19 protein-coding genes are annotated in these 23,867 nt (G+C 63.5%); 15 read left to right on the top strand and 4 right to left on the bottom strand.

Annotated elements, in window-relative coordinates; genetic code table 11:
- Positions 1 to 62: 62 nt before the first annotated feature.
- The 6 genes from dbpA (at position 63) to eutC (ending at position 8,033) form a co-directional block, all read left to right on the top strand.
- Positions 63 to 1,481: an ATP-dependent RNA helicase DbpA gene (dbpA, locus tag ACFQ95_RS20010; protein WP_422833787.1), complete on the top strand. Its 1,419-nt coding sequence runs from the start codon at positions 63 to 65 to the stop codon at positions 1,479 to 1,481.
- On the top strand, positions 1,481 to 2,653 hold the full coding sequence (locus tag ACFQ95_RS20005; RefSeq protein ID WP_422833785.1) for a serine hydrolase domain-containing protein: 1,173 nt from the start codon (positions 1,481 to 1,483) through the stop codon (positions 2,651 to 2,653). Before dbpA ends, ACFQ95_RS20005 begins: the two co-directional genes overlap by 1 nt.
- Positions 2,654 to 2,862: 209 nt before the next feature.
- Entirely contained in the window at positions 2,863 to 4,584 is a 1,722-nt protein-coding gene (locus tag ACFQ95_RS20000) for a hypothetical protein (RefSeq protein ID WP_422833783.1), read from the top strand.
- 113 nt (positions 4,585 to 4,697) lie between these two features.
- Positions 4,698 to 5,792, top strand: a complete 1,095-nt coding sequence (locus ACFQ95_RS19995) for an adenylate/guanylate cyclase domain-containing protein (RefSeq protein ID WP_422833782.1) — start codon at positions 4,698 to 4,700, stop codon at positions 5,790 to 5,792.
- Between the two features lie 64 nt (positions 5,793 to 5,856).
- Positions 5,857 to 7,251 (top strand): ethanolamine ammonia-lyase subunit EutB, encoded by a 1,395-nt coding sequence (locus ACFQ95_RS19990; protein ID WP_422833781.1) that lies wholly within the window; start codon positions 5,857 to 5,859, stop codon positions 7,249 to 7,251.
- On the top strand, positions 7,248 to 8,033 hold the full coding sequence (gene eutC / locus ACFQ95_RS19985; protein ID WP_422833780.1) for an ethanolamine ammonia-lyase subunit EutC: 786 nt from the start codon (positions 7,248 to 7,250) through the stop codon (positions 8,031 to 8,033). The genes ACFQ95_RS19990 and eutC overlap by 4 nt, the downstream gene beginning before the upstream one ends.
- Here eutC and ACFQ95_RS19980 read toward each other — a convergent pair.
- Both ACFQ95_RS19980 and ACFQ95_RS19975 read right to left on the bottom strand, forming a co-directional pair.
- Positions 8,014 to 8,826 (bottom strand): phytanoyl-CoA dioxygenase family protein, encoded by an 813-nt coding sequence (locus ACFQ95_RS19980; RefSeq protein ID WP_422833778.1) that lies wholly within the window; start codon positions 8,824 to 8,826, stop codon positions 8,014 to 8,016. The two genes, eutC and ACFQ95_RS19980, sit on opposite strands and share 20 nt — an antisense overlap.
- A 111-nt stretch (positions 8,827 to 8,937) precedes the next feature.
- Positions 8,938 to 9,783: a PPK2 family polyphosphate kinase gene (locus tag ACFQ95_RS19975; RefSeq protein ID WP_422833776.1), complete on the bottom strand. Its 846-nt coding sequence runs from the start codon at positions 9,781 to 9,783 to the stop codon at positions 8,938 to 8,940.
- A gap of 129 nt (positions 9,784 to 9,912) precedes the next feature.
- Between ACFQ95_RS19975 and ACFQ95_RS19970 the strand changes: the two genes are divergently transcribed.
- Complete coding sequence (locus ACFQ95_RS19970) at positions 9,913 to 10,347, top strand: rhodanese-like domain-containing protein (protein WP_422833775.1); 435 nt, start codon at positions 9,913 to 9,915, stop codon at positions 10,345 to 10,347.
- 3 nt (positions 10,348 to 10,350) lie between these two features.
- Here ACFQ95_RS19970 and ACFQ95_RS19965 read toward each other — a convergent pair whose 3' ends face one another.
- Positions 10,351 to 11,199: a response regulator gene (locus ACFQ95_RS19965; protein WP_422833773.1), complete on the bottom strand. Its 849-nt coding sequence runs from the start codon at positions 11,197 to 11,199 to the stop codon at positions 10,351 to 10,353.
- Here ACFQ95_RS19965 and ACFQ95_RS19960 point away from each other — a divergent pair.
- Complete coding sequence (locus ACFQ95_RS19960) at positions 11,194 to 12,060, top strand: LuxR C-terminal-related transcriptional regulator (RefSeq protein ID WP_422833771.1); 867 nt, start codon at positions 11,194 to 11,196, stop codon at positions 12,058 to 12,060. The two genes, ACFQ95_RS19965 and ACFQ95_RS19960, sit on opposite strands and share 6 nt — an antisense overlap.
- Before the next feature lie 16 nt (positions 12,061 to 12,076).
- Here ACFQ95_RS19960 and ACFQ95_RS19955 read toward each other — a convergent pair whose 3' ends face one another.
- Positions 12,077 to 13,516 carry an amidase gene (locus ACFQ95_RS19955; protein ID WP_422833769.1) on the bottom strand — a complete coding sequence of 480 codons (1,440 nt, stop codon included), beginning with the start codon at positions 13,514 to 13,516 and terminating at the stop codon, positions 12,077 to 12,079.
- Between the two features lie 79 nt (positions 13,517 to 13,595).
- Here ACFQ95_RS19955 and ACFQ95_RS19950 point away from each other — a divergent pair, with 79 nt between their 5' ends.
- The 7 genes from ACFQ95_RS19950 to ACFQ95_RS19920 all read left to right on the top strand — a co-directional run bounded on the left by ACFQ95_RS19950 (position 13,596) and on the right by ACFQ95_RS19920 (position 23,783).
- A complete protein-coding gene (locus tag ACFQ95_RS19950; RefSeq protein WP_422833768.1) occupies positions 13,596 to 15,185 on the top strand; it encodes an ABC transporter substrate-binding protein in 1,590 nt (529 codons plus the stop codon).
- A gap of 151 nt (positions 15,186 to 15,336) precedes the next feature.
- A complete protein-coding gene (locus tag ACFQ95_RS19945) occupies positions 15,337 to 16,290 on the top strand; it encodes an ABC transporter permease (protein WP_422833766.1) in 954 nt (317 codons plus the stop codon).
- A gap of 13 nt (positions 16,291 to 16,303) precedes the next feature.
- Positions 16,304 to 17,182 carry an ABC transporter permease gene (locus ACFQ95_RS19940; protein ID WP_422833765.1) on the top strand — a complete coding sequence of 293 codons (879 nt, stop codon included), beginning with the start codon at positions 16,304 to 16,306 and terminating at the stop codon, positions 17,180 to 17,182.
- A gap of 212 nt (positions 17,183 to 17,394) precedes the next feature.
- Entirely contained in the window at positions 17,395 to 19,041 is a 1,647-nt protein-coding gene (locus ACFQ95_RS19935) for an ABC transporter ATP-binding protein (RefSeq protein WP_422833851.1), read from the top strand.
- 133 nt (positions 19,042 to 19,174) lie between these two features.
- Entirely contained in the window at positions 19,175 to 20,665 is a 1,491-nt protein-coding gene (locus tag ACFQ95_RS19930) for a M81 family metallopeptidase (RefSeq protein WP_422833763.1), read from the top strand.
- A gap of 84 nt (positions 20,666 to 20,749) precedes the next feature.
- Positions 20,750 to 22,177, top strand: a complete 1,428-nt coding sequence (locus ACFQ95_RS19925) for an amidase (RefSeq protein ID WP_422833761.1) — start codon at positions 20,750 to 20,752, stop codon at positions 22,175 to 22,177.
- A gap of 130 nt (positions 22,178 to 22,307) precedes the next feature.
- A complete protein-coding gene (locus ACFQ95_RS19920) occupies positions 22,308 to 23,783 on the top strand; it encodes an amidase (RefSeq protein WP_422833759.1) in 1,476 nt (491 codons plus the stop codon).
- The last annotated feature ends 84 nt before the right edge of the window (positions 23,784 to 23,867 follow it).

Genomic DNA, 23,867 nt, shown 5'->3' with positions numbered 1-23,867 from the left:
GCCAGGGCGCAGCATGCGCCCTTACGGATGCGCTGAAAAGCCCCGCCTGGGATAATCGGCCGATGAATACCCCCACCCCAAAGCCCACCGCGCCAGATTCGGCCACCAGTTTCGCCAGCCTGCCGCTGAGTCCCGAAACCCTGGCCAACCTGACGCAGCTGGGTTACTTGCAGATGACGCCTATACAGGCCGCCAGCCTGCCGCCGGCCCTGCTGGGCAAAGATTTGATCGCCCAGGCCAAAACCGGCAGCGGCAAAACCGCCGCCTTTGGCCTGGCGCTGCTGGCCAACCTGAATCCACGCCGCTTTGCCGTGCAAAGCATGGTGCTGTGCCCCACGCGTGAACTCGCCGACCAGGTGACCACCGAAATCCGCCGCCTGGCGCGTGCTGCGGACAACATCAAGGTCGTCACACTCTGCGGCGGTGTGGCCATGCGTGGCCAGATCGCCAGCCTGGAGCACGGCGCCCACATCGTGGTGGGCACACCCGGGCGCATCATGGACCATCTGGAGCGCGGTTACCTCGACCTGAGCGCGCTCAACACCCTGGTGCTCGATGAAGCCGACCGCATGCTGGACATGGGCTTCTTCGACGACATCGCCACCGTGGCACGCCAGTGCCCGGCCGAGCGCCAGACGCTGCTGTTCTCGGCTACCTACCCCGAAGGCATTGCGAAGATCAGCCAGCAGTTCATGCGCACGCCACAGCAGATCACCGTGCAGTCGCAACACGAAGAACACAAGATTCGCCAGCGCTGGTATGAGGTGACCGACAACAACCGCCTGCACGCCGTGGGCCTGCTGCTGAACCACTACCGCCCCACCAGCACCATCGCTTTCTGCAATACCAAACAGCAATGCCGCGATCTGGCCGAAGTGCTGACCGCCGAAGGTTTCAGCGCGCTGGCGCTGTACGGCGAACTCGATCAACGCGAGCGCGACCAGGTGCTGGTGCGTTTTGCCAACCGCAGTTGCTCGGTGATGGTAGCCACCGACGTGGCCGCGCGCGGGCTGGACATTTCGGACCTGGAAGCGGTGATCAACGTCGACGTGACGCCTGACTCCGAAGTGCACATTCACCGCATCGGCCGCACTGGCCGGGGTGACAAGGAAGGTCTGGCGCTGAATCTCGCCAGCCTGCCCGAAATGGGCTTTGTCGGCCGCATCGAGCAACTGCAGGGCCGCGAATCCGAGTGGCACAAGCTCGACACCTTGACGCCCGCCAGCGATGAACCCTTGGTGCCACCGATGGCCACACTGCAAATCGTCGGCGGCCGCAAGGAGAAGATACGCGCCGGCGATGTGCTGGGCGCATTGACCGGCGACGCCGGCTTCACCCGCGAACAAGTGGGCAAGATCAACGTCAACGAATTCTCGACCTACGTCGCCGTGGACCGGCGTATCGCCAAACAAGCCGAACACAAGCTTGCCACCGGTCGCGTGAAAGGCCGCAGCGTGCGTGTACGTTTGCTGGAGGACTGATGCAACGCCGCAGCTTTCTGGGCAGCGCCGTCGCCGGTCTGGCCATGCCGGCCGCTCACGCCACCGGCGCCGAAGCTGCACCCGCCATCACCAACAACTGCAAAACCGCCTGCGATTGGTTGACCACCGCCGCTGCCGATGCCGGCTTTGCGGCCGATCTGGAGACACGTTTCTCTGCGGGATTACAGTCCGGCCTGCTGCGCGACCTGCATGCGGTGCTGGTGTCGCGCCACAGCGCGCTGGTGCTGGAGTACTACGGCAAGGGTGTGGACCAAGCCTGGGGGCGCCCCTTGGGTGAGGTCACGTTTGGCGAAGACACACTGCACGACGTACGCTCCGTCACCAAAAGCATAGTCGGCATTCTGTACGGCATTGCGCTGGAACGCCGCCTGGTGCCGCCCATAGACGCGCCGCTGCTGGCGCAGTTCCCCGAATACCCCGACCTGGCCGCCGACCCGCAGCGTGCCCGTCTCACGGTGCGCCACGCACTGAACATGACCCTGGGCCTGGAGTGGAAGGAGCAAGGCCAGCAAGCCCTCTACAACAGCGCCGAGAACAGCGAAATCGCCATGGAGAACGCGCCCGACCGTTACCGCTATGCGCTAGACCGGCCGGTCATCGCCGAGCCCGGCACACGCTGGATTTACTCGGGCGGCAACGTGGCCTTGATAGGCGCACTGATTACACGCGGCAGTGGCAAAACCCTGCCCGAGTTCGCGCGCGAGGCCTTGTTTGGCCCGCTGGGCATCACCAGGTTTGAATGGGCTGCGGGCCGCGACGGCGTGGCATCGGCCGCCTCGGGCTTGCGCCTGCGCGCTCGTGACCTTTTGAAGATAGGCCGCATGCTGCTCGACAAGGGCCGCTACAACGACCAGCAGCTTGTGCCGGCCGAGTGGATCACGGAGTCCTTCAAACCCGTGATCGCCACGGGCGACGGCCTGCGTTACGGCCGGCTTTGGTACAGCGGCGCCAATGCCCGCGTGCCAGCCTTGCCGGGCACGCCGTCCTGGGTTGCGGGGATAGGCCTGGGCGGCCAAAGGCTGTGGCTGCTGCCCGATGCCCACCTCGTCGCCGTCACCTTCTCGGGCCAATACCAGGACCCGGAACAATGGGTCAGCCCGATCCGGGTGTGGCGTGAAATTGTGCTGGCCAATCTCCTGCGTTTGCGCTGACGGTACAAGACGCCGGACAAGGCCGGAATCCACAGCGTCCGGCACCCGGCACAGGACACGTGGTTTGCGCTGGTGACCGCGATCAGCGCAGACCTCGCAGCGCAAGAGAAGACCTTTTTCCGCCTGGCTTGTGGCGCCCCTGCAAAGCCCATGCACACGGCGCCGGCTTCATCTACACTGGCTTTTACGCAGACTCCCGGCCCCGCACGATGTCACAAGACCAAGCCTCCACGGCGGCACCACAGGTCAACCATTTACGCCAGATCCTGCTCTGGCCGCTGCGGCTCATGCCGGTGCGTGGCTCCGAAGGCCGGCACGCCAAACCCTGGGAACTGCTGGCCGCCATGGGCGACCGCTCACCGTGGCAGGAAGTGGTCGACGAATACAACGGCAGCGCCTCGGCCTTCCACGAGCGGCACTACAACGAATTCGTCACCTTTCTTCCCTATGTACAGCGCTTTCTGTTTGGCGAGGGGCGCCGCGCCCCCGGGCAAACGGGCAGCCAGGACCACAGCGCACGTGGTTCGCCCATGCGCGTCTTCCGCCGCCACGATGTGGCCCAGGTGCGCGCGGTCACACGCATAGGCGCGGCGCCACTGCTGCTGGACATCGTGCATGTGGACCTTTATTTCTTTCTCGACCTCGACCTGGTGCTGCTCAACGTGGAGGTCAGCGTAGACCACTTGTCGCTAGACCAGGCGCAAGACCTGCTGCACCGCTTCGGCCGTGGCTACCCCGCTGGCTGGGACCCTGAAGGACACGCGCTGCACTGCCTGGCCAGCACCGAGTGGCTGGCGGCCGATGGCCGTGTGCTCGCCAAATCGGACGCGCAAAATCGCGAGGCCTTCATGTCGTTTGTCAGCACCCACCGCGCGCCGCGTATATCGGCCCACTGGGCCTGGTTGCTGAACCCGCTGGTCAGCGACCATTCGGAGCAAGAAGGCACGCTGCGCTACCGCCAGATCGAGTACTACCGCATGCCGGTGATGGGTTTTCTGGCCATGGACGATCCGCGCAAACTCACGCGCAACGACTTCGTCCGCCTGGGCCTGGTCACGGGCATGGCGGCCGAACCCTCGCGCACGGAGAGCGGCAACTTTGACGACCACAACAACGCCGATTCGCCGTGCGCACCCTATGCCGACAGCCATCTGCAGAGCTTCGAGCAGCAGTACTGTTACGACCGTTTCTGGACCGATGGCGGCGCCGCTCCGCGCACGCGTTACCTGGCCAGCGGCCATTCGCTGGTGGTGGTGGGAGATGCGCGCAGCCAGTTCTTCAGTTGCCGCGACCGGGGTGTGCTGGCGCAGTTCCGGCATCAGCACTTTCTGGTGTTCCTGATCGCACACTTCCAGAAGGCCGCATTGTTGATGTTCTCCGACCGGCTGGCCGAAGCGCTGAAGAACCTGAACATCACCGACCCTGTGAGCATCCGCCGTTTCAAGCGCACCATACGCGACTGTTTTGCCAGCTTCCTGCGCTTCACCCACCGCTACTGGTTTCACGAGGTGTCAGAGCAAGCCCATGTACGCGCCTTGTTCAAAATGAGTACCGGCCACCTGGGTGTGGACCCGCTGTATGACGAGGTGAAGGAGCGCATCGCCGAGATGAACTCCTACCTCGAGGCCGACAGCCTGCGCCGCCAGGCCAATACCGTGGTGCGCCTGACGGTGGTCACCATCTTCGGCCTGGTGGGCACCGTGACCACCGGCTTTCTGGGCATGAACCTGCTGGCCGAGGCCGAAGAGTCCATGACCCGCAAGCTGGTGGTGTTTGCCATCACCTTCACCCTGACCACGGTGCTGACCATCTACACCATGATGAAGTCCAAACGCCTGTCGGACTTTTTGGATGTGTTGTCAGATGAACGCACCAGTTTGTGGCAAAAAGGCAAGGCCCTGCTGGCGGTCTGGCGCAGCCCGCCGGAATGATTACGCCCGCACACGGTGCACAAAAACACTGTTGCTGCACAGGGGATCGCCAAAGTTGTGCGCTCTGCTATTCTTGTAACTCATTGTTTGCGCGCGCCTGACTTGATTGCTTCATGAAATACGTTGACCGACAACAGCTCACCGACCATTTGCTGCATCTGCTGGAGAGCCAGCTTCAGCCCGGTGCCACGCGCATGGCGCCGGGCCAGATCCGCGCGGCGGTGGACAAAGCCGTGGAGGCCGCCGCGCCCGAGGATGCGCCGCCGATTGAAAACCGGCGCGTCACCATCCTGTTGTCAGACTTGCGCGGTTTCACGGCCATCGCCGAGCGGTTTTCGGCCCTGGAGATGGTCAACGCACTCAACCGTTACCTGGCCGAGATGACCGAAATCATCGTGCGCCACGGTGGCACCATAGACAAGTTCATGGGCGACGCCATCATGGCCTTGTTTGGCGTGCCCGCGCCGCTGGCCAACGACGTAGAAGCCGCACTGGCCTGCGCGATTGAAATGCAGATGGCCATGGAGCGCATCAACCAGGTCAACGCCGAGTTCGGCATGTCGCCGCTGCACATGGGCATTGGCTTGAACACCGGTGAAGTGGTGGCCGTGCACCTGGGTTCGCGCCTGCACCGCGAATACACGGTGATAGGTGACCAGGTGAACCTGACCTCGCGCGTCGAGGCCCATAGCCTGCGCGGACAGATCCTGCTCAGCGAAAGCATCTACCAACAGGCGGCTTCGTTCATAGAGATCGGCGCCATCAACGAAGTCAACGTCAAAGGCAAGAAGGCTTCGGTCAGGATGTACGAACTGCTGGCGCTGCCGCTGCACACGCCGCCGCTGGTGGCACCGAAACGCGAGATTCGCAACAGCCCGCGGGTTGAGGTGAACATGCCGCTGGCCTTTCATGTGCTCGAAGGAAAATCGGTGCTGCCCACCGAACACCTGGGCGAAGTGGTGGACATCAGCTACGGCGGCATGTTTGTGCTGAGCCCGGTGCCGCTGGAGCCGTTCAGCGACATCAAGATCAGCCTGGCACTGTCGCTCATGGGCCGCGAGTTGACCGAAATCTACGCCAAGGTGCTGCGCTGCACCGAATCCAATGGCGTCTACAAATGCCCGGTGGAGTTCACCTCTATTGAGCCCAAGGCGCAGCAAGCGATCAAAGACTTCGTCGACAACCTAGTGATAGCGCAAAAGAGTTGAGCCGGGGTTCTGAGCACCGTGGCATCATGCGGCGAGGTGGCACTACTTTTGCTCGCCGCCCACCATGCTCTACCGCACCACGCTTCACGGCCTGACCTTCGTATTTGACGATCTGCGCCACGTCATGGCGGCAGCCAGTCCGGCGCGCTCGGGCGACTATCTGGCGGGCATTGGTGCGGCCACAGCGCAGCAGCGCATGGCCGCACGCTACGTCCTGGCGGAAACCCCGCTGCGCCAGTTTCTGGTTGAAGCGCTGATCCCCTACGAGAGTGACAACATCACCCGCTTGATCATAGACAGCCACGATGCCCAGGCCTTCGCGCCCGTGGCCCATCTCACGGTGGGCGACTTTCGCAACTGGTTGCTCTCGGACCTGGCCAGCACCGAGGCACTGCACGCGCTGGCCCCGGGCCTGACACCAGAGATGGTCGCGGCCGTGTCCAAACTCATGCGCAACCAGGACTTGATTGCCGTGGCGCGCAAGTGCGTGGTCGTCACCCGCTTTCGCAACACCATTGGCCTGCCCGGACACTTGGCCGTGCGCCTGCAGCCCAACCACCCGACGGACGACTTGCGCGGCATTGCGGCGTCGACGCTGGACGGCCTGCTGTATGGCGCGGGCGATGCGGTGATTGGCGTCAACCCGGCCTCCGATAGCCTGCCCGTGCTCGACCGCCTGCTGCGCATGCTAGACGAGGTAGTGCAGCGCTTTGAAATCCCCACGCAGACCTGTGTGCTCACGCATGTGACCAACACACTGCAGTTGATGGAACGCGGCACGCCGGTGGACCTGGTGTTCCAGTCGATTGCGGGCACCGAAAAGGCCAACCTGTCGTTTGGCGTCACGCCCGAAATTCTGGATGAAGCCTACGCCGCTGCCCTGTCGCTGGGGCGCGGCAGCGTGGGCCAGAACGTCATGTACTTCGAGACCGGCCAAGGCAGCGCCTTGTCGGCCAACGCCAACTTCGGCGTGGACCAGCAAACCTGCGAGGCCCGCGCCTATGCCCTGGCACGGCGCTACAAACCGCTGCTGATCAACACCGTGGTCGGCTTCATAGGGCCCGAGTATTTGTTCGACGGCAAACAAATCATCCGCGCCGGACTGGAAGACCATTTCTGCGGCAAGCTGCTGGGCCTGCCGCTGGGTTGTGATGTCTGCTACACCAACCACGCCGAGGCCGACCAGGACGACATGGACACCCTGCTGGTGCTGCTGGCCAGCGCCGGGCTGAACTTCATGATGGGCGTGCCCGGCGCCGACGACGTGATGCTGGGCTACCAAAGCACCTCGTTCCATGACGCGCTGTTCCTGCGCCAGACCCTGGGCCTGCAGCGCGCGCCCGAGTTCGAGGCCTGGCTGCAGCGCATGGCCATCACCAACCCGCAGGGCCAACTGCACCAGGACAGCGGTGCGCTGCTACGCCAAGGCATGCAGCAACTGAAGGCCTTGGCCCCATGAACCCGGCCGTCACCCCCAATCCCTGGCAGGACTGGCGCGCGGCCACCCCGGCACGCCTGGCCTTGGGCCGCGCCGGCGCCGGTTTGCCCACCGACGAAACCCTGCGCTTCGGCTGGGCGCACGCCATGGCGCGCGACGCCATCCACACGCCACTGGACACTGCCGACCTCAGCACACAACTGCAGGCCCAGGGCTGGCGGGTGGAGCAGGTCCGCAGCCGCGCCGAAGACCGCGCCACCTTCCTGCGCCGCCCGGACCTGGGTCGCCAGGTGCACCCCGCAGATGCACAGCGCCTACGGGAAAGCCAGGCTGCGGGCGAGGTGTGTGTAGTGCTGGGTGATGGCCTGTCGGCGCTGGCCGTGGCACGCCACGCAGTGCCCTTGCTGGCGGCTTTACGCCAGCACCTGCCCGCAGACACACGCTACACACCGCTGACCATTGCCACACAAGCGCGTGTGGCGCTGGGCGACGAAGTGGGTGAGATCTTTCGCGCCAAGGTGCTGGTGGTGCTGATTGGCGAACGCCCCGGCCTGAGCGCCCCCGACAGCCTGGGCCTTTATCTGACCTATGGCCCGCAGCGAGGCAGAACCGATGCCGAACGCAACTGCATTTCCAACGTGCGACCCCAAGGTTTGTCTTATGCGGCAGCGGCCTTCAAACTCGCCTGGCTGCTGCGCGAAGCCACGCGCCGCAGCCTCAGCGGCGTGGCGTTGAAAGACGAAAGTGACGCAGCCGTGCTGAGCGCAAGCTCGGCCGTGTCAGTTACTCAAAGCCGACCTTGAAGTCGTTGCGTCCGGTGCGGTCCTGCCCACGCAGCAGCCACAGCGGCCGCGTGGCGAACGACACCGGCACACCCGACTGCCCATCGGCCGGGTTCAGGTTGCGCTCAAACACCGAACTGCCGGGCATATAGCGCAGGGCCACACCCGCGCGCCGCTGGGTCGAAGTGTTCACCTTGGCGCCGTGGATCATGTAGACGTCGTGCATAGACATCTGGCCGGGCTGCAGCTGCAGGTCCACGGCCTCGGCTTCGTTGAAGGCTTTGTCATCGGTGCGCTGCGACAGCACCAGGTCCTCGCGGTCTTCTTTCAAATGCCCATGGGTGACCTGCGCCGCATGTGAGCCGGGAATCACGCGCAAACATCCGTTCTCGGTGGTCGAGGGGTCTAGCGCCACCCACACGGTGCAGGTGGCCAGCGGGCGGATCGGCCAGTAGTGGCCGTCTTGGTGCCAGGGTGTTTCCTGGCCGTCACCGGCCGGTTTGCAAAACACGTGACAGCCCCACAGGACAATGTCGGGGCCGATGATCTGCTCCACCATGTCCAGAATCTCGGGCTCCATCGCCAGGTCCAGGAAGTCTTTGCTGCCCTTCACCCCTTCGTCATTGCGCCCACCGGCCCGCCCCACGACGTGGGCACTGACCAGCTTTTCGGGGCGTACGCCGGGGTTGTCGCGAATCAGTTGGTCAAGGGTGTTGCGCATGCGGTCGATGCGTTCTTTGGGCAGTGTGAACTGCGGGATCACATAACCTTGCGTTTGGTATTGGGCAATGTCTTCGGGGGTCAGCGTGGCCACTGTTTTGTCTCCTTCTGCTACGGTGCAGAAGTTATCGTGCCACCCCCATGTTTTTTCCGCCTCGGCTCAAACCCCAATGCCAGAGCCGCTCAGGACGGTGTTTTCAGCATTTCATACTACCTTTACAGCGGTCAGCTCGGGCTTGGCCGGAGGGTAGCGCAGCTTCAGTTTCAGCAGGCTGTCGCGCAGCACCGTGGCGATCATCAGATTGCGGTGTGTCTTGGAGTTGGCCGGCACCACCGTCCAGGGCGCCCAGTCGGTACTGGTCGCGCCCAGCAAGGCCTCGTAAGCCTGCTGATACTCCTTCCACTGCTTGCGCACGACCAGGTCATCCACGCTGAACTTCCAATGTTTGGTGGGGTCGTCTATGCGTTCCTGCAGGCGCTCGCGTTGTTCTTCGGCGCTGATGTGCAGCAGAAACTTCAGCACGATGGTGCCGGTCTCACAAAGCATGCGCTCGAAATCATTGATCTGCCGGTAACGCTGCTGTGTTTGCTCGGGGCTGATCCAGCCGTTCACCACTGGCACCAATACATCCTCATAGTGGCTGCGGTTGAACACCATGATTTCACCGGCACCCGGCATTTGTTGGTGAATGCGCCACAGAAAATCGTGCGCGCGCTCGGCTTCGGTGGGCGCCTTCCAGCCCACGGTGTGCACACCCAAGGGACTCATGTGCCCAAACACGCCGCGCACGGTGCCGTCTTTGCCGGCAGCGTCGGTGCCTTGCAACAGAATCAGCAGCTTGAAACGTTTGTCGGCAAAGAAAACTTCTTGCAAGGCGTCCAACTCGGTGGCAAGTGCTTCCACCACCAACTTGTCTTGAGACTTGGTGCCGGTTGAGAACGGTTTGGCGCTGGGGTCGAACTTGGCCAGCGGGCACGGCTTGCCAGACTCGGTTGAACCGGGCTGCCAGGCGGCCCAGGCGACATCGGCATCTGAAGAAGAATGGGACATGAAAACTCCTTGTAAGGTGTTCGCGGGCCTGAGCCTATGGCCACAACAAGTCCTTTGTAGCGCATTCCGCCCACGGTTGTCGCAGGCTTTTAAACTCCATGCCTTTGATCGCAACATCTGGAGTCCACCATGAGCACCACCCCACCCGCCTCGCCCACCCCAGCCGATGGTTATGCCGGCGACGTCACGCCAGCGCTCGCCTGCCAATGGTGGCAAGCCGGGGAGGCCGTGCTGATCGATGTGCGTACCGATGCCGAAAGAGAGTGGGTGGGATTCGTGCCCGGTGCAGTGGCCGTGGCCTGGAAGCAATGGCCGGGCATGGCCTTGAATCCGGATTTTGATGCCGCGATTCGGGCCGCTTTGTCCGATGCGGCCGGAGGACGCCGCGCCGTGTTGCTGTGCCGCAGCGGCGTGCGCTCCATTGCCGCAGCCAAACGTGCTACCGAACTGGGATTCGAGGCCTACAACATCCTCGAAGGATTTGAGGGCAATGCCGACGCCGACGCCCATCGCGGCAATCTTGGCGGCTGGCGTCGCCAAGGTTTGCCTTGGCGGCAAAACTAAAGATTACTTGGTCACCAAGCGCGCAGGCTGCTTCTGCAGCCACTGTTTGTAACCGCCAGCCTCAAACGGCGCATCCTGGTCGACCGAGAAAAACGCGCCCAGCAAGGTGCTGTCATTGCCCACAGGAAACGCCCGCGCGATGCTAGGGCCACGGGTGCGCCCCAGGGATTGGCCCAACTCCAGGTCCATCAAGGCACTGCCTTGGCGAATATCAGACAGTTGTTTCGCTGACGCACCTGTTGACTCTGCCAGGTCCGCCAGTTCATCCAGCCCCGTCGAAGGCTCCAACTGCAACCACGCAACGCGCCCATTTTCGTCCCGCCCCAGAATGCCAAACGGCGCGCCAATCACCACGTATTCGACCCAATGCGCGTGCACCAATTGGCTCAACGCGCGGGCGATGGAAGGCATGCGCAACAAGGCGTTTTGCATCGGTGTGAGGGTACTGCGCCAGACCTGCGCATACTGGCCGGAGGCCAGGCGCTGCAAGCGCACCAGCGCATCGACCACACGTTTGGAAACGTCCGTCGCCTGCTTGGGAATGAACTGCTCGATCAGGCCGCGGTTGAACGCCTGCACGGCAATCTGTTCGTCAGCCTGGCCCGTGAGCAACACCCGCATGCCTGGCCAGTCGACCAGTTCACTCAGCATTTCAAGCCCATTCATTCCCGGCATTGAATAATCAACAACACAAACTTGCGTCAAGCCATAACGTCTGCGCGAATGCTTGGTCCAATAGTCGAGAATCTGTGGAATCAACGGCGTGCCAGATTGGCGCCAACGGTCCACCAACTCTTGTTGGGCCCAGGCGTCGGCTTCCCACAACGGCGGCTCTTGCTGTAGTTGATGCAAACAGGCGTTTGGGTTTACATAGAAACGAACGTGCCAGTCTTTCGGTATCACGAGGGAGAGCATGGACAGATAGTCCGGATCGTCATCCAAGACAACGATGGAGCCAGGACACTGAAACAGGGAGATACTCATTGCATACAAAGTTTCGAAGAAATTACGTTCACATTGTCAGTTCAACAGGAGCGTTTTCGCATGTCTTCTCCTGCTAGAACTGACAGCGCTGAACTCTCGACCCTACTCGAAGATTGGCTAGAGGCCATAGAAGGATACGCGGTCACAGCCATTGTGGTGCTGGGCCCCAATCCCCTCGGCGGCGCTGATGATCGCCGCGTCCTGGCAGCCGCCCCGGCGGCGATCTTGGATGCTGCACACAGTCTGGCACGAAGTGATGACTTTGGGGCGACCTGGCGGCAATCGAATGCCTCACTTGTTGCGTGGCAACATCTTGGCAAGTCAGATCCGCAGGGCAGCGAAAACTGGCGCACGCAGTGGTTGCGGCGCGGCTTTCAAAGCATGGTGCGCGTGGCTTTTCCACTGCCGGGGCAACGCGCTTTCGAAGTCTATATGTTCAGCCCCCACGAATTGCATGACCGCCAGGAAGCCGCCTTGCTGAGTTGGTCGGCGCTGAGTATTTGGCCCAGCATGCGCGCGGCCATCACGCGCCAGCACAGCCCATTGACTGCGCGCGAAGTGCAGTGTCTGTCGCTGGCCTTCGAAGGCATGACGGCCCAGGCCAGCGCCCAAAAGCTCGGCTGCTCGGAGCGCACGGTGAACTTTCACCTGGCCAATGCCATGGGCAAACTGCGCGCCGACAACAAGATGGCGGCCATACAGCGCGCGTGCTGGATAGGCGCGCTGTGACCCCAGCCCATGACGTCTAGGCCGGGGCTCTGCGAAGCACCTGCTGCGCCGCCTGCTCATAGGCGTGCGCCAACTGCAGCAGCGCCCAATCACCGCCCGGCCGGCCAATCAGCTGCAGCCCCATAGGCAAGCCGTCGGCACTGAAACCGGCCGGCACACTGATGCTCGGCAAGCCCGCAAACGTGGCGTAGATCACCACTTCCATCCAGCGGTGATAGGTGTCCATGGCCTTGCTGCCAATATGCTGCGGCCAACGCTCGGCCGCGTCAAACGGCCAGACCTGCGCGGTGGGCAAGGCCAGCACATCGTGGTGCTCAAACAGGCTCAGCATGTGCTGATGGAAATGGCTGCGCTGCACCGAAGCCCGCGTGAACTCGTGGCCGCTCAACTGCTGCGCCTGGTCGTATTCCCACAAGGCTTCGGGCTTGATCAACGCGCGGTTCTTGGGCTGCAGCAAAAACGGTTCTATGCGTGAGGCCACCAACGCGCGGCGCCACACCAGCCAGGCCTGCCACACGGGCTCGGGCGCAGTGCCCAGCGCAATCGCGTCCACCCCACATCCTTGACCGGCGAGCCGCGCCAGCGCCTCTTCACAGACCTGCAGAATGCCCGGTGCCATGGGCAGGTAGCCATTCAAATCACCGAGCCAGCCTATGCGTTGGCCGCGTGGGTCAAAGCCGCCCAGTTCACCGTTGAAACGTGCACCATCGTTGAGCGAAAGCGGCAGGCGCGGATCGTGCCCCGCCTGGGTGTCGAGCAGCAACGCCAGATCGCGCACGCTGCGCGCCATCGGCCCCTCGGTGCTGAGCTGGTTGACCCACACGTCGCTGGTGGGCCACATCGGCACACGCCCCTGGCTGGGGCGCATGCCAAACACGTTGTTCCAAGCCGCAGGGTTGCGCAGGCTGCCCATGAAGTCGCTGCCGTCGGCCACACAAAGCATATGCGTGGCCAGCGCCACGGCCGCACCGCCGCTGCTGCCACCTGCGGAGCGCGTGAGGTCATACGCATTACGCGTCACGCCAAACACTTCGTTGAAGGAGTGTGAGCCCAAACCAAACTCGGGCACATTGGTTTTGCCGATGACGATGGCGCCCGCCGCCTTCATGCGCTGCACCATCAGGCCATCGGCCTTGGGCACAAAATCGCGCATCAGCGGAGACCCCAAGGTGGTGCGTAAACCCTCGGTGGGCGATAGGTCTTTGATGGCCTGCGGAATGCCATGCAGCCAGCCTTTGGAGGCCCCGCGCGCAAGCATGGCATCGTGTGTATCTGCCTCTGCGAGCAGTTGCTGCGCGTCACGCAGGCTGACGATGGCATTGACCGCCGGATTGACCTCATCGATGCGCGCCAGAGTGGCTTGCATGAGTTCGCGGCATGAAAACTGCTTTGAGTGAAGCGCAGCTGATACAGCATGTGCGGGTAAACACAGCATTGGGGCATTTGGTATAGACATGTTTACCTTTATATTGCGCAATGGTTGGTCCCGTTGGTTCACGGTTATCTCATTCGAAATTTTTCCGAGGAGTTTAGTGATGAAGCGTCGTTCCCTTATCGCCCAGGCCGCAATGGCCGCAACTTTGGCAACCGCCTTGTTCGCACCATTTGCGAGTCAGGCCCAGGACAATAAAACGCTGCGGGTCGTGCCGCACGCGAACATCACCATCCTGGACCCGATCTGGACCACGGCCTTCGTCACGCGCAACCACGGCTACATGATTTACGACACCTTGTTCGGCACCGATTTGGCCGGCAAGGTCAAGCCGCAGATGGTTGACAAGTGGAGCGTCTCCAAAGACAACCTGAGCTGGACCTTCACGCTGCGCGACGGCCTGGAGTTCCATGACGGCAAACCCGTCACCAGCGAAGACGTGATCGCCTCGCTCAAGCGCTGGGCCAGCCGCGATGCCTTTGGCGGCGTGCTCGCCGCCAGCGTGGAAAGCTACACCGCCACCGATGCCAAGACCTTTGTCATCAAGCTCAACAAACCTTTCGGTGTGATGCTGGAAGCACTGGGCAAACCCTCTTCCAACGTGCCTTTCATCATGCCCGCACGTATTGCCGCCACACCTGGCAGCGAGCAGGTCAAAGAGAACATCGGCTCCGGCCCCTACAAGTTCGTCACCGCCGAATACAAGCCGGGCGAGCGCCTGGTGTATGTGAAGAACGAGAAATACAAACCGCGCGCTGAAGCGCCAGACGGCACCACCGGCGGCAAGAACGTCTACCTAGACCGCGTCGAGTGGGTCATCATCCGCGACCCGCAAACCCAGTTCAATGCACTGGTGGCGGGTGAAGTCGACATCATTGAACAACCGACGTTTGAACAATACGCCACGCTCAAGGCCACGCCGAATGTGAAGCTGGTTGATGCACAGCCGGACGGCCTGCAATACATCTTCCGCTTCAACCACTTACACGCGCCCTTCAACAACGTGAAGATCCGCGAAGCCGCCATGGTGGCCATGGGCCAGGAGGCCTTCCTGCGCACCCAGGTGGGCGCACCTGGCATGTACAAGTTCTGCAAGAGCATGTTCCCTTGCGGCACACCTTTCGCCAGCGAAAAAACCGGCATCTTCACCGGCACGGCGAATCCGCAGAAGGCCGCGCAGATGCTGAAGGAAGCCGGCTACAACGGCACACCCGTGGTGCTGATGCGCCCGACAGACCTGGCCTCCATCGCCAAGCTGCCCCTGGTGGCCAAGCAGCAGCTTGAAGCCGCCGGCTTCAAGGTCGACATGCAGCAGATGGACTGGTCCACCCTGGTGGCCCGCCGCGCCAAGAAGGACGCACCCGACAAGGGCGGCTGGAACGCCTTCATGACCGCCTGGACCGCTGGCGACATCTTGAACCCGCTGACCATGTCCATGCTCAACACCAAGGGCGACAACGGCTGGTTTGGCTGGCAAGACGACAAGACCATAGAAGAGATGAAGGGCAAGTTCGCCCAGGCCGGCACCGATGCTGAAAAGAAAAAGATCGCAGAAGACATCCAACTGCGTGCCTTTGAAACCGTGACCCACGTGCCGCTGGGCCAATACAACAACCCAGCCGCCGTGCGCAACAACGTCTCGGGCATCGTGCCTGGCGGCGCGCAGGTCTACTGGAACGTGAAAAAGAACTAAGCCACCGGCTTGGACTCTCGCCCGCTGCACCCCACCCCGGTGCACGGGCGTGCCTTCTGCTTTTGCCATGCTATGACTTCCATAGCTGCCGCCACATCATTCATCTGTTCAAGCGGCCTATTTTCTTTAAGAAGTAAGTGATCTCGCCACCATGCTCCGTTTCCTGCTTCAGAGGCTTTTAGCCGTCATTCCGGTTTTGCTGGTGGTGGCGGTGATCGTGTTCCTCATCTTGCGCCTCACCCCTGGCGACCCTGCGGCGGTGATCGCCGGCAACAGCGCCACCAACGAAGACATAGACCGCATCCGCGAACAGCTCGGCCTGACCAAACCGCTGCTGATGCAGTTCTGGATCTGGTTCAGCGGCGTGCTGCAGGGCGACCTGGGCTACTCGTTCTTCATGAACAAATCGGTCACCTCGCTGATCGCCCAACGTATAGAACCCACGCTGTCGCTGGCCGCAGGCACCATGTGTATCGCCGTGCTGGTGGCGGTGCCGCTGGGCACCCTGGCCGCCTGGCGCATGGGCGGCTGGCTCGACCGCCTGCTCTCGGGCTTCTCGGTGGCGGGCTTCTCGATACCGGTGTTTGTGATCGGCTACGTGCTGATCTACATCTTCTCCATCAAGCTGCAATGGCTGCCGGTGCAAGGCTACAAACGCATCATGGGGCCCGACGGTCTGAACCTCGGCGCCTGGGCCTACCAACTGGTGTTGCCATGGGTGTCGCTGGCCACCATCTACGTGGCGCTGATTGCACGCGTCACACGCGCCAGCGTTTCCGAGGCGTTGACCGAAGACTACATCCGCACCGCGCGCGCCAAGGGCCTCAAAGAGCGTGCCGTGCTGCTGCACCACGCGCTGGCCAACGCAGCCGTGCCGATTGCCACCGTCATTGGCATCGGTGTTGCCCTGCTGATCGGCGGTGTGGTCGTCACCGAGACCGTTTTCTCCATTCCCGGCCTGGGCTCGCTCACGGTGGATGCGGTGCTGAACCGCGACTTCCCGGTGATCCAGGGTGTGGTGCTGGTGTTCAGCGTGTTGTATGTGCTGGTGAACTTGCTGGTGGACGTGAGCTACCTTTTCTTAGACCCGCGGATTCGGTATTGAGGTTATTGCACACATGCGCCAACTCAAAAAACTCTGGGCCAACAGCGCCTTCAAGTTCGGCACCGTGGTGCTGGCCCTGCTGCTGCTCATCGCCGGCATTGCCCCGTATCTCGGCACGGTAGACCCGGCCGCCATGGACTACGCCAACGTCAACATCGCCGCCGGCACCAGCGGCAACTTTGCCTTGCTCGACGGCAGCAGCGTGGCCCACAAGTTCTGGATGGGCAGCGACAACTTCGGCCGCGACATCTACAGCCGTGTGCTCTACGGCACACGCACCTCCCTCATGGTGGCCGTGTGCACCGGCGTGGTGGCGGTGGCAATTGGCGCCGTACTGGGCATGCTCGCGGGTTACTTCCGCCTCGTCGATGCGCTGCTGATGCGCGTGATGGACGGCCTGATGGCCATCCCGGCAATTCTGCTGGCCATCGCCTTGGTGTCGGCCCTGGGTGCACAGCTGTGGACGGTGGTGGTGGCGATTGCCATTCCTGAAATTCCGCGCGTGACGCGGCTGGTGCGTGCGCTGGTGCTGAGCCTGCGTGAAGAACCCTTTGTCGAGGCCGCACGTGCGCTGGCTACACCCACACCGGTGATCTTGTGGCGCCACATCTTGCCCAACGCACTCGCGCCGCTGATAGTCCAGGGCACCTTCATCGCCGCCTCTGCGGTGCTGACCGAAGCCATTCTGAGCTTCCTCGGCCTGGGCCTGCCGGCCGACGTGCCGACCTGGGGCAACATCATGGCCGAAGGGCGGGTGCAGTTCAGCCAGTACCCCGGCAACGTGTTGTTCCCCGCCCTGTTCTTGGTGCCCACCGTGCTCGCCATCAACCTGCTGGGTGACGGCCTGCGCGACGTGCTTGACCCCAAATTTGCCAAGAAGGCCGCAGCATGACCGACGACGAAAAAACCTCCAGCCTGGTGCGCGCCATGCAGCGCCGCGAAGACGCCGCCGCTGCCACACAGGCCGCGGTTGAAGCAGTGCGGGCAGAAGAGACTGCATTCAGCACCGCCATCGCGCCCGCTGCCCTGATCAACACCCTTGATACCACCGAACTGGAAGCCGAAGCCGAAATCGCCACCGTCGCCCCGGCCCGCGAAGTGCTCATGGCCTCCAACGGCCAGGTCTCCAGCCAGACCCCAGCCCGCCCGCCGGTACTGTTGATCGAAGACCTGCACGTCGCCCTGCCCGCAGGCGGCGACCGCAGCCACGCCGTGCGCAGCGTAAGCCTGCGCATCGCCCCCGGCGAAACCGTGTGTGTGGTGGGTGAATCCGGCTCGGGTAAATCGGTGATGGCCACCACGGTGATGGGCCTGCTGCCGAAGGAACTCAAGCCCTCGCAAGGCCGCGTGGTACTACAAGGCGAATCGCTGCTCGACGCCTCGCCCGCGCGCCTGCGCCAACTGCGTGGCAAAACCATGGGCATGGTGTTCCAGGAACCCATGACCGCGCTGAATCCGGTGATGACCTGCGGCGAACAAATCGACGAACTGCTGCGCGAACACACCGACTGGAACGGCGCGCGGCGGCAGAAAGAAATCCTCGACATCCTGGCGCGTGTGAAGCTGCCCGACCCGGCACGCATGGTGCGCAGCTACCCGCACCAGCTCTCGGGCGGCCAGCGCCAGCGCATCGTCATCGCCATGGCGGTGATACTGCGACCGGCGCTGTTGATCTGCGACGAGCCGACCACCGCGCTAGACGTCACCACGCAAAAAGAAATCCTCAAACTGATTGCCGAACTGCAGGCCAGTGGCTCGGCCGACGGTCTGCAAAGCGGCGTGTTGTTCATCACCCACGACATGGGTGTGGTGGCCGAGATCGCCGACCAGGTGCTGGTGATGAACCAGGGCCAGGTGGTCGAATGCGGCCCGGCCGACCAAGTGCTGCACCGCCCCGCTGAGGCCTACACCCGCATGCTGCTAGACGCCGTGCCCAGCATGACGCCGCCACCCGCACGTGCCGAGCCCACGGGCGCACCGCTGCTGCGTGGCAATAACGTGGTCAAGACCTACACCAGCCGCGACTGGCTGGGCCGCAGCCGCGAAACCCAGGCGCTGCGTGGTGCCGCACTGGCCGTGCGCGCGGGCGAAACCGTGGGTGTGGTGGGTGAATCCGGCTCGGGCAAGTCCACCCTGGCACGCTGCCTGATCCGCATGATAGACCCCAGTGGCGGTGAGGTGTGGTGGGGCGACACCGATGTGGCCAACTTCAGCGAAGGCCATTTGCGTCCGCTGCGCTCGCAGGTGCAGGTGGTGTTCCAGGACCCGAACCGCTCGCTCAACCCACGCCGCAAAGTGGGCGACTCCATCATCGAAGGCGCGATGAATTTTGGTGCCAGCCGCGCCGATGCAGAACGCATGGCGGCCGATTTCATGGACAAGGTGCGCCTGCCGCGCGAAGGCCTGGAGCGTTACCCGCGCCAGTTCTCCGGCGGCCAGCGCCAGCGCATCGCCATCGCCCGGGCCTTGGCCTGCAAGCCGCGTGTGCTGGTGGCCGATGAAGCCGTGAGCGCACTCGATGTGAGTGTGCAAGCGCAAATCCTCACACTGCTGCGCGACATCCGCGACGAGTTGGGCCTGGGCCTGCTGTTCATCACCCACGACCTGCGCGTGGCCGCCCAACTGTGCGACTACGTGATCGTGATGCACCAGGGTGAAATCGTCGAGCAAGGCCGAACCGCCGAGTTGTACGCCAACCCGCAACACGCCTACACCCAAAGCTTGTTCGCCGCAGCTCCCCCAAATCTGTGAAACACCCCCAGTTTTCGCGCACTGCGTGTCGCAACGCCTTCCCCCTTGCAGGGGGCAACACCTGTGGCCTGGCAAAGCCAGTTCCACGGTGTTCATCGCATAAGACCGAAACCCAATACACGGCTCGTTCATCATGATCAAAGTCCTCGTCGCCGGTTACCAACACGAAACCAATACCTTCGCCCCCACACGCGCCGACTGGGCCGCCTTCAACCGGGGCGACTCGTTCCCGGCGTTTGTGCATGGCGCGGCCATGCTGGCCCAGCTCACAGGGGTGAACCTGCCGATTGGCGGCTTCATAGACGCGGCGCGCACCCACGGCTGGCAGTTGCTGCCCAGCAGCTGGTGCGGCGCCATCCCGTCGTCTTTTGTGACCGAGGACGCGTTCGAACGCATCTGCGCCAGCATCCTCAGCGATGTGCGCGCCGGTGGTTTTGACGCCGTCTACCTTGATCTGCACGGCGCCGGTGTGGCCGAGAACGCACTCGACAGCGAAGGTGAATTGATCGCCCGCATCCGCGCCGTGGTCGGGGCCGATGTGCCGATTGTTGCCAGCCTGGATTTGCATGCCAACGTCACGCGCCGCATGCTGCGCGAGGCCGATGCGTTGGTGGCCTACCGCAGCTACCCACACGTGGACATGGCCGACACCGGCGTGCTGGCCGCCGAGCTGCTGGCGCGCCGCCTGAAGGCCGGCCGGCGCGAGCCGCAACAGGCCATGCGCCTGCCGTTCCTGATTCCGCTGAACGCGCAAAGCACCTGGATGGAGCCAGCCAAAGGTCTCTACGAAGCGCTGCGCGAATTCGACCAACGTTATGGCACGGTGCTGAGTTTTTGCATGGGTTTTCCCGCCGCCGACTTCAACGAATGTGCGCCCATGGTGTGGGGCTACGGTGCCCAAGCTGAAGTCGCCGTGCGTGCGCTCTACGACCTGGTGAGCGCCCCCGCGCAATGGCGTCCCGACTACCTGGACGCCGGCCCCGCCGTGGCCCGGGCCTTGGCCGTGGCCGACAGCGCCAGCCGCCCCGTTGTATTGGCCGACACGCAGGACAACCCTGGCGCCGGTGGCGACAGCAACACCACCGGCCTGCTGCATGCGCTGCTGCAGCACGGCGCGGGCAAACGCTTTCCCGGCCAGGTGGCTTTTGGGCTGATGTTCGACAGCCACGCCGCCGCTGCCGCGCATGCGGCCGGCGTGGGCAACAGCATAGAAATTGCGCTCGGCACCGCCGTGCCCACCTTCACCGGCAGCTTGAGTGATGCGCCGGTGCAAGGCCGCTTCAGCGTGCGCGCACTGAGCGATGGCACCGTCACGCTCAAGGGGCCGATGATGACCGGCCTGACCGTGCACCTGGGCCCCACGGCCTGCCTGGAGATAGACGGTGTGCTGATCGCCGTGACCAGCGGCAAGAAGCAATTGCTAGACCGCGAACTGCTGCGCATGGTGGGCATACAGCCCGAGGCCATGAAACTCATCGCCGTGAAAAGCTCGAACCACTTCCGCGCCGACTTCACGCCGATTGCGGCGCAAATCATCGTCGCCAAAGCCGCTGGCCCCATGGCCGCCGACCCGGCAGATCTGCCGTGGAGGCACCTGGATCCCGGCGTGCGTACCAAGCCCTGAACAGCCCGCCACAAACCCTTCACTACCAGCCATTGTCCGAGGCCTTTTCGTCTAAGAATAGGCCACGTTTAACCTGGAGACACCATGTCCTCTCATAGCAGCAGCCGCTACGAACTCGCCGATTGCACCGCCCACGAACTGGTCCAGCTCTACCGCACCGGCCAGGCTTCGCCGCTGGAAGCGGCCAGCGCCGTGTTTGGCCGCATGGACCGCGTGGACGGCAAGCTCAACGCGTTCTGCCACATGGACCCCGAAGGTGCGGCCCAGGCCGCACGCGACAGCGAGGCCCGCTGGAAACAAGGCACGCCGATAGGCCCGCTGGACGGTGTGCCGGTCTCCATCAAGGACATCATCCTCACCAAAGGCATGCCCACGCTGCGCGGCAGCCACACGGTGGATGCCAACCAGCCGTGGGACGTGGATGCGCCCGCCACCGCCCGCCTGCGCGCCGCCGGTGCCGTGATCATTGGCAAAACCACCACGCCTGAATTTGGCTGCAAAGGCGAAACCAATTCGCCACGCAGCGGCATCACCCGCAACCCTTGGAACCCCAGCAAAACGCCGGGCGGCTCGTCCGGTGGCGCATCCGCCGCCGTGAGCGCCGGCATGGGTGCGATCGCGCTGGGCACCGATGGTGCAGGCTCGGTGCGCATCCCCGCGGCCTTCTGCGGCAACTTTGGCTTGAAGCCCAGCTTTGGCCGCATCCCCGCCTATCCGCTGTCGCCCTTCGGCACCGTGGCCCACCTCGGCCCGCACACCCGCAGCGTGATCGACGCCGCGCTGGTGATGAACGTGCTCAAGCAACCCGACGCGCGCGACTGGACTTCGCTGCCCTACGACCCACGCGACTACATGGTCGGACTGAACGACGGCGTGCTCGGCCTGCGCATCGCCTACTCGCCCACCTTGGGCTACGCCAAGAACGTGCACCCCGAAGTGGCCGCCGCCGTGCTGGCCGCCGCCGTGGCGCTGCAAGACATGGGCGCGGTGGTTGAAGAGGTCGACCCCGGTTTTGCAGACCCGCTGGACATCACCACCGGCCTGTGGTTCCTGGGCGCGGCCACCGTGTGGAACGGCCTCACGCCCGCCCAACAGGCCGTGACCGACCCCGACTTCCGCGCCGAAGCTGCGCTGGGCAACAAGCTCACCGCGCAGGACGTGCAAGCCCTGCACCAACGCCGTGGCGCGTTAGGCAGCCACATGCGCCAGTTCATGCAAGGCTACGACCTGCTGATCACACCCGCCGTTGCTGTGCCGGCGTTCGACGCCAAGCCCGCCGGCCACAGCGCCATGACGCCCGAAGCCATGCTCGGCTGGACGCCCTTCAGCTACCCCTTCAACCTGACGCAGCAACCCGCCTGCAGCATGCCCTGCGGCCTGACCAGCGACGGCCTGCCCATAGGCCTGCAAATCGTCGGCCCGATGTTTGGCGATGCGCTGGTGCTGCGCGCGGCCCGTGCCTACGAGAGTGCGTTCCCCATCGTTGGCCCCGACCTGGGCCAACTGCTCTGATGTTCAGGCACTCACTTTTCAGTAGCTGCTCACGCTACTTCTAGTTGCCTAGACGGCCGATTTCTCTTGAGAAGTCGGCCGTTTTGCATTTACTCCTTTACACCTCTATTAACCGAAACGAAAGCTTGAAATGACGCTGGTGATGAACTGGGAAGAATGGGCGAGCCACGATGGTGTGGCCTTGGCGGAACGTGTGCGCCAGGGCGACGTCACGCCTGCAGAACTGGCCACACAAGCCAAAGCCGCCATCACCATGGTCAACCCCAGCCTCGACGCCGTGGTCGAAGTGTTCGACGACGCCGTGGTCGACCCGGTACAAAACGGCACCAACACCGACGGCTTTTTTGCCGGTGTGCCCTATCTGATGAAAGACCTGGGGCCCACACTCAAGGGCCGCCTGCAGGAGTTTGGCTCGCTGCTGATGCAAGGCCACCGACCGGCCGAAGACAGCTTCCTCACCAGCCAGATCCGCCAGGCCGGCCTGAACATCATGGGCCGCACCACCACGCCCGAGTTCGGCGTCTGCAGTTCGGCAGAAAACAGCCTGCACCTCACACGCAACCCCTGGGACCTGGCCTACACCACCTGTGGTTCATCGGCCGGCACGGCGGCCATCGTGGCGGCCGGTGTATTGCCACTGTCGCACGCCACCGATGGCGGCGGCTCCATCCGCATTCCTGCGGGCGTGAACGGCAACATAGGACTCAAGGTTTCGCGCGGCGTGTTTTCCCTGGCGCCCGGTTTGTCCGACCTGTCTGGCCTGGTGTCCATCCAGGGCTGCCACAGCCGCACGGTGCGCGACACGGCGGCCTTTGTCGACCAATGCCGTGGCGGCGCGCCCGGCGAGTTCATGCCTTTCTGGTCGCCCGCCGAGCCGTACAGCGAATTGATCAAGCGCGACCCCGGCAAGCTGCGCATCGCGCTGTCCCACGAGTGGGGCGACTTCAAGGCCACGCCGCATTTTGTGGCCGAGCTGGAACGCGTAGGCCGTTTCCTCGAAGGCCTGGGCCACCACGTCGAATGGGCGCTGCCCCAGCTCGATTTCCAGGGCGCCTTTGCCGCCCAAACCACCTGCTACATCAGCAACTTTGCGCAGGTCATCGCCAACCAGATCGCCCGCCTGGGGCACACCCGTCCACCGGCTGAATTGCTCGAGCCCATCAACATCAAGATCTGGGAAGCCGGCCTGCACACCTCGTACACCGAGCGCGCCAAGATGCAAGCCGTGTTCAACACCACCTCACGCGCTTTCGGCCAGTTCTTTGAGGACTGGGACATCATCCTCACCCCCATCACCGCCAAGCCCACACCCAAGGTTGGCACGGCCGAGTACCTCACCACCAGCAGCAACCCCTCGGTCTACGACTGGTTCAACAACCTCTGGCAAAACTTCGCCTACACGCCGCTGGCCAACCTCTGCGGCATGCCCGGTATCTCGCTGCCCCTGGCCGCGCAGGAAAACGGCTTGCCACTAGGCATTCAGGCGCAGGCACGGCAAGCCAACGATGGCCTGCTGCTGCAATTGGCGGCGCAGATTGAGCGGGCGATTGGCGGCCAGTGGAATGCGGGGCAGCGGCCAGGAGTGCATGTGGCGGCTGCCCACTAAGCTGGGGGCAAATCGCCACAGAACGGTTGGCGCACCTGCCCTTGGTGCAGCCAACTATCCACTTCTGGTGCTGTGCCTCCAGCC

Origin of the sequence: Variovorax sp. HJSM1_2, assembly GCF_049316285.1 — a bacterium.
In the GTDB taxonomy this organism is placed as follows: domain Bacteria; phylum Pseudomonadota; class Gammaproteobacteria; order Burkholderiales; family Burkholderiaceae_C; genus Rhodoferax_B.
Note: the sequence above shows the minus strand (reverse complement) of the source record. Positions and strands in the feature narration are given on the sequence as shown.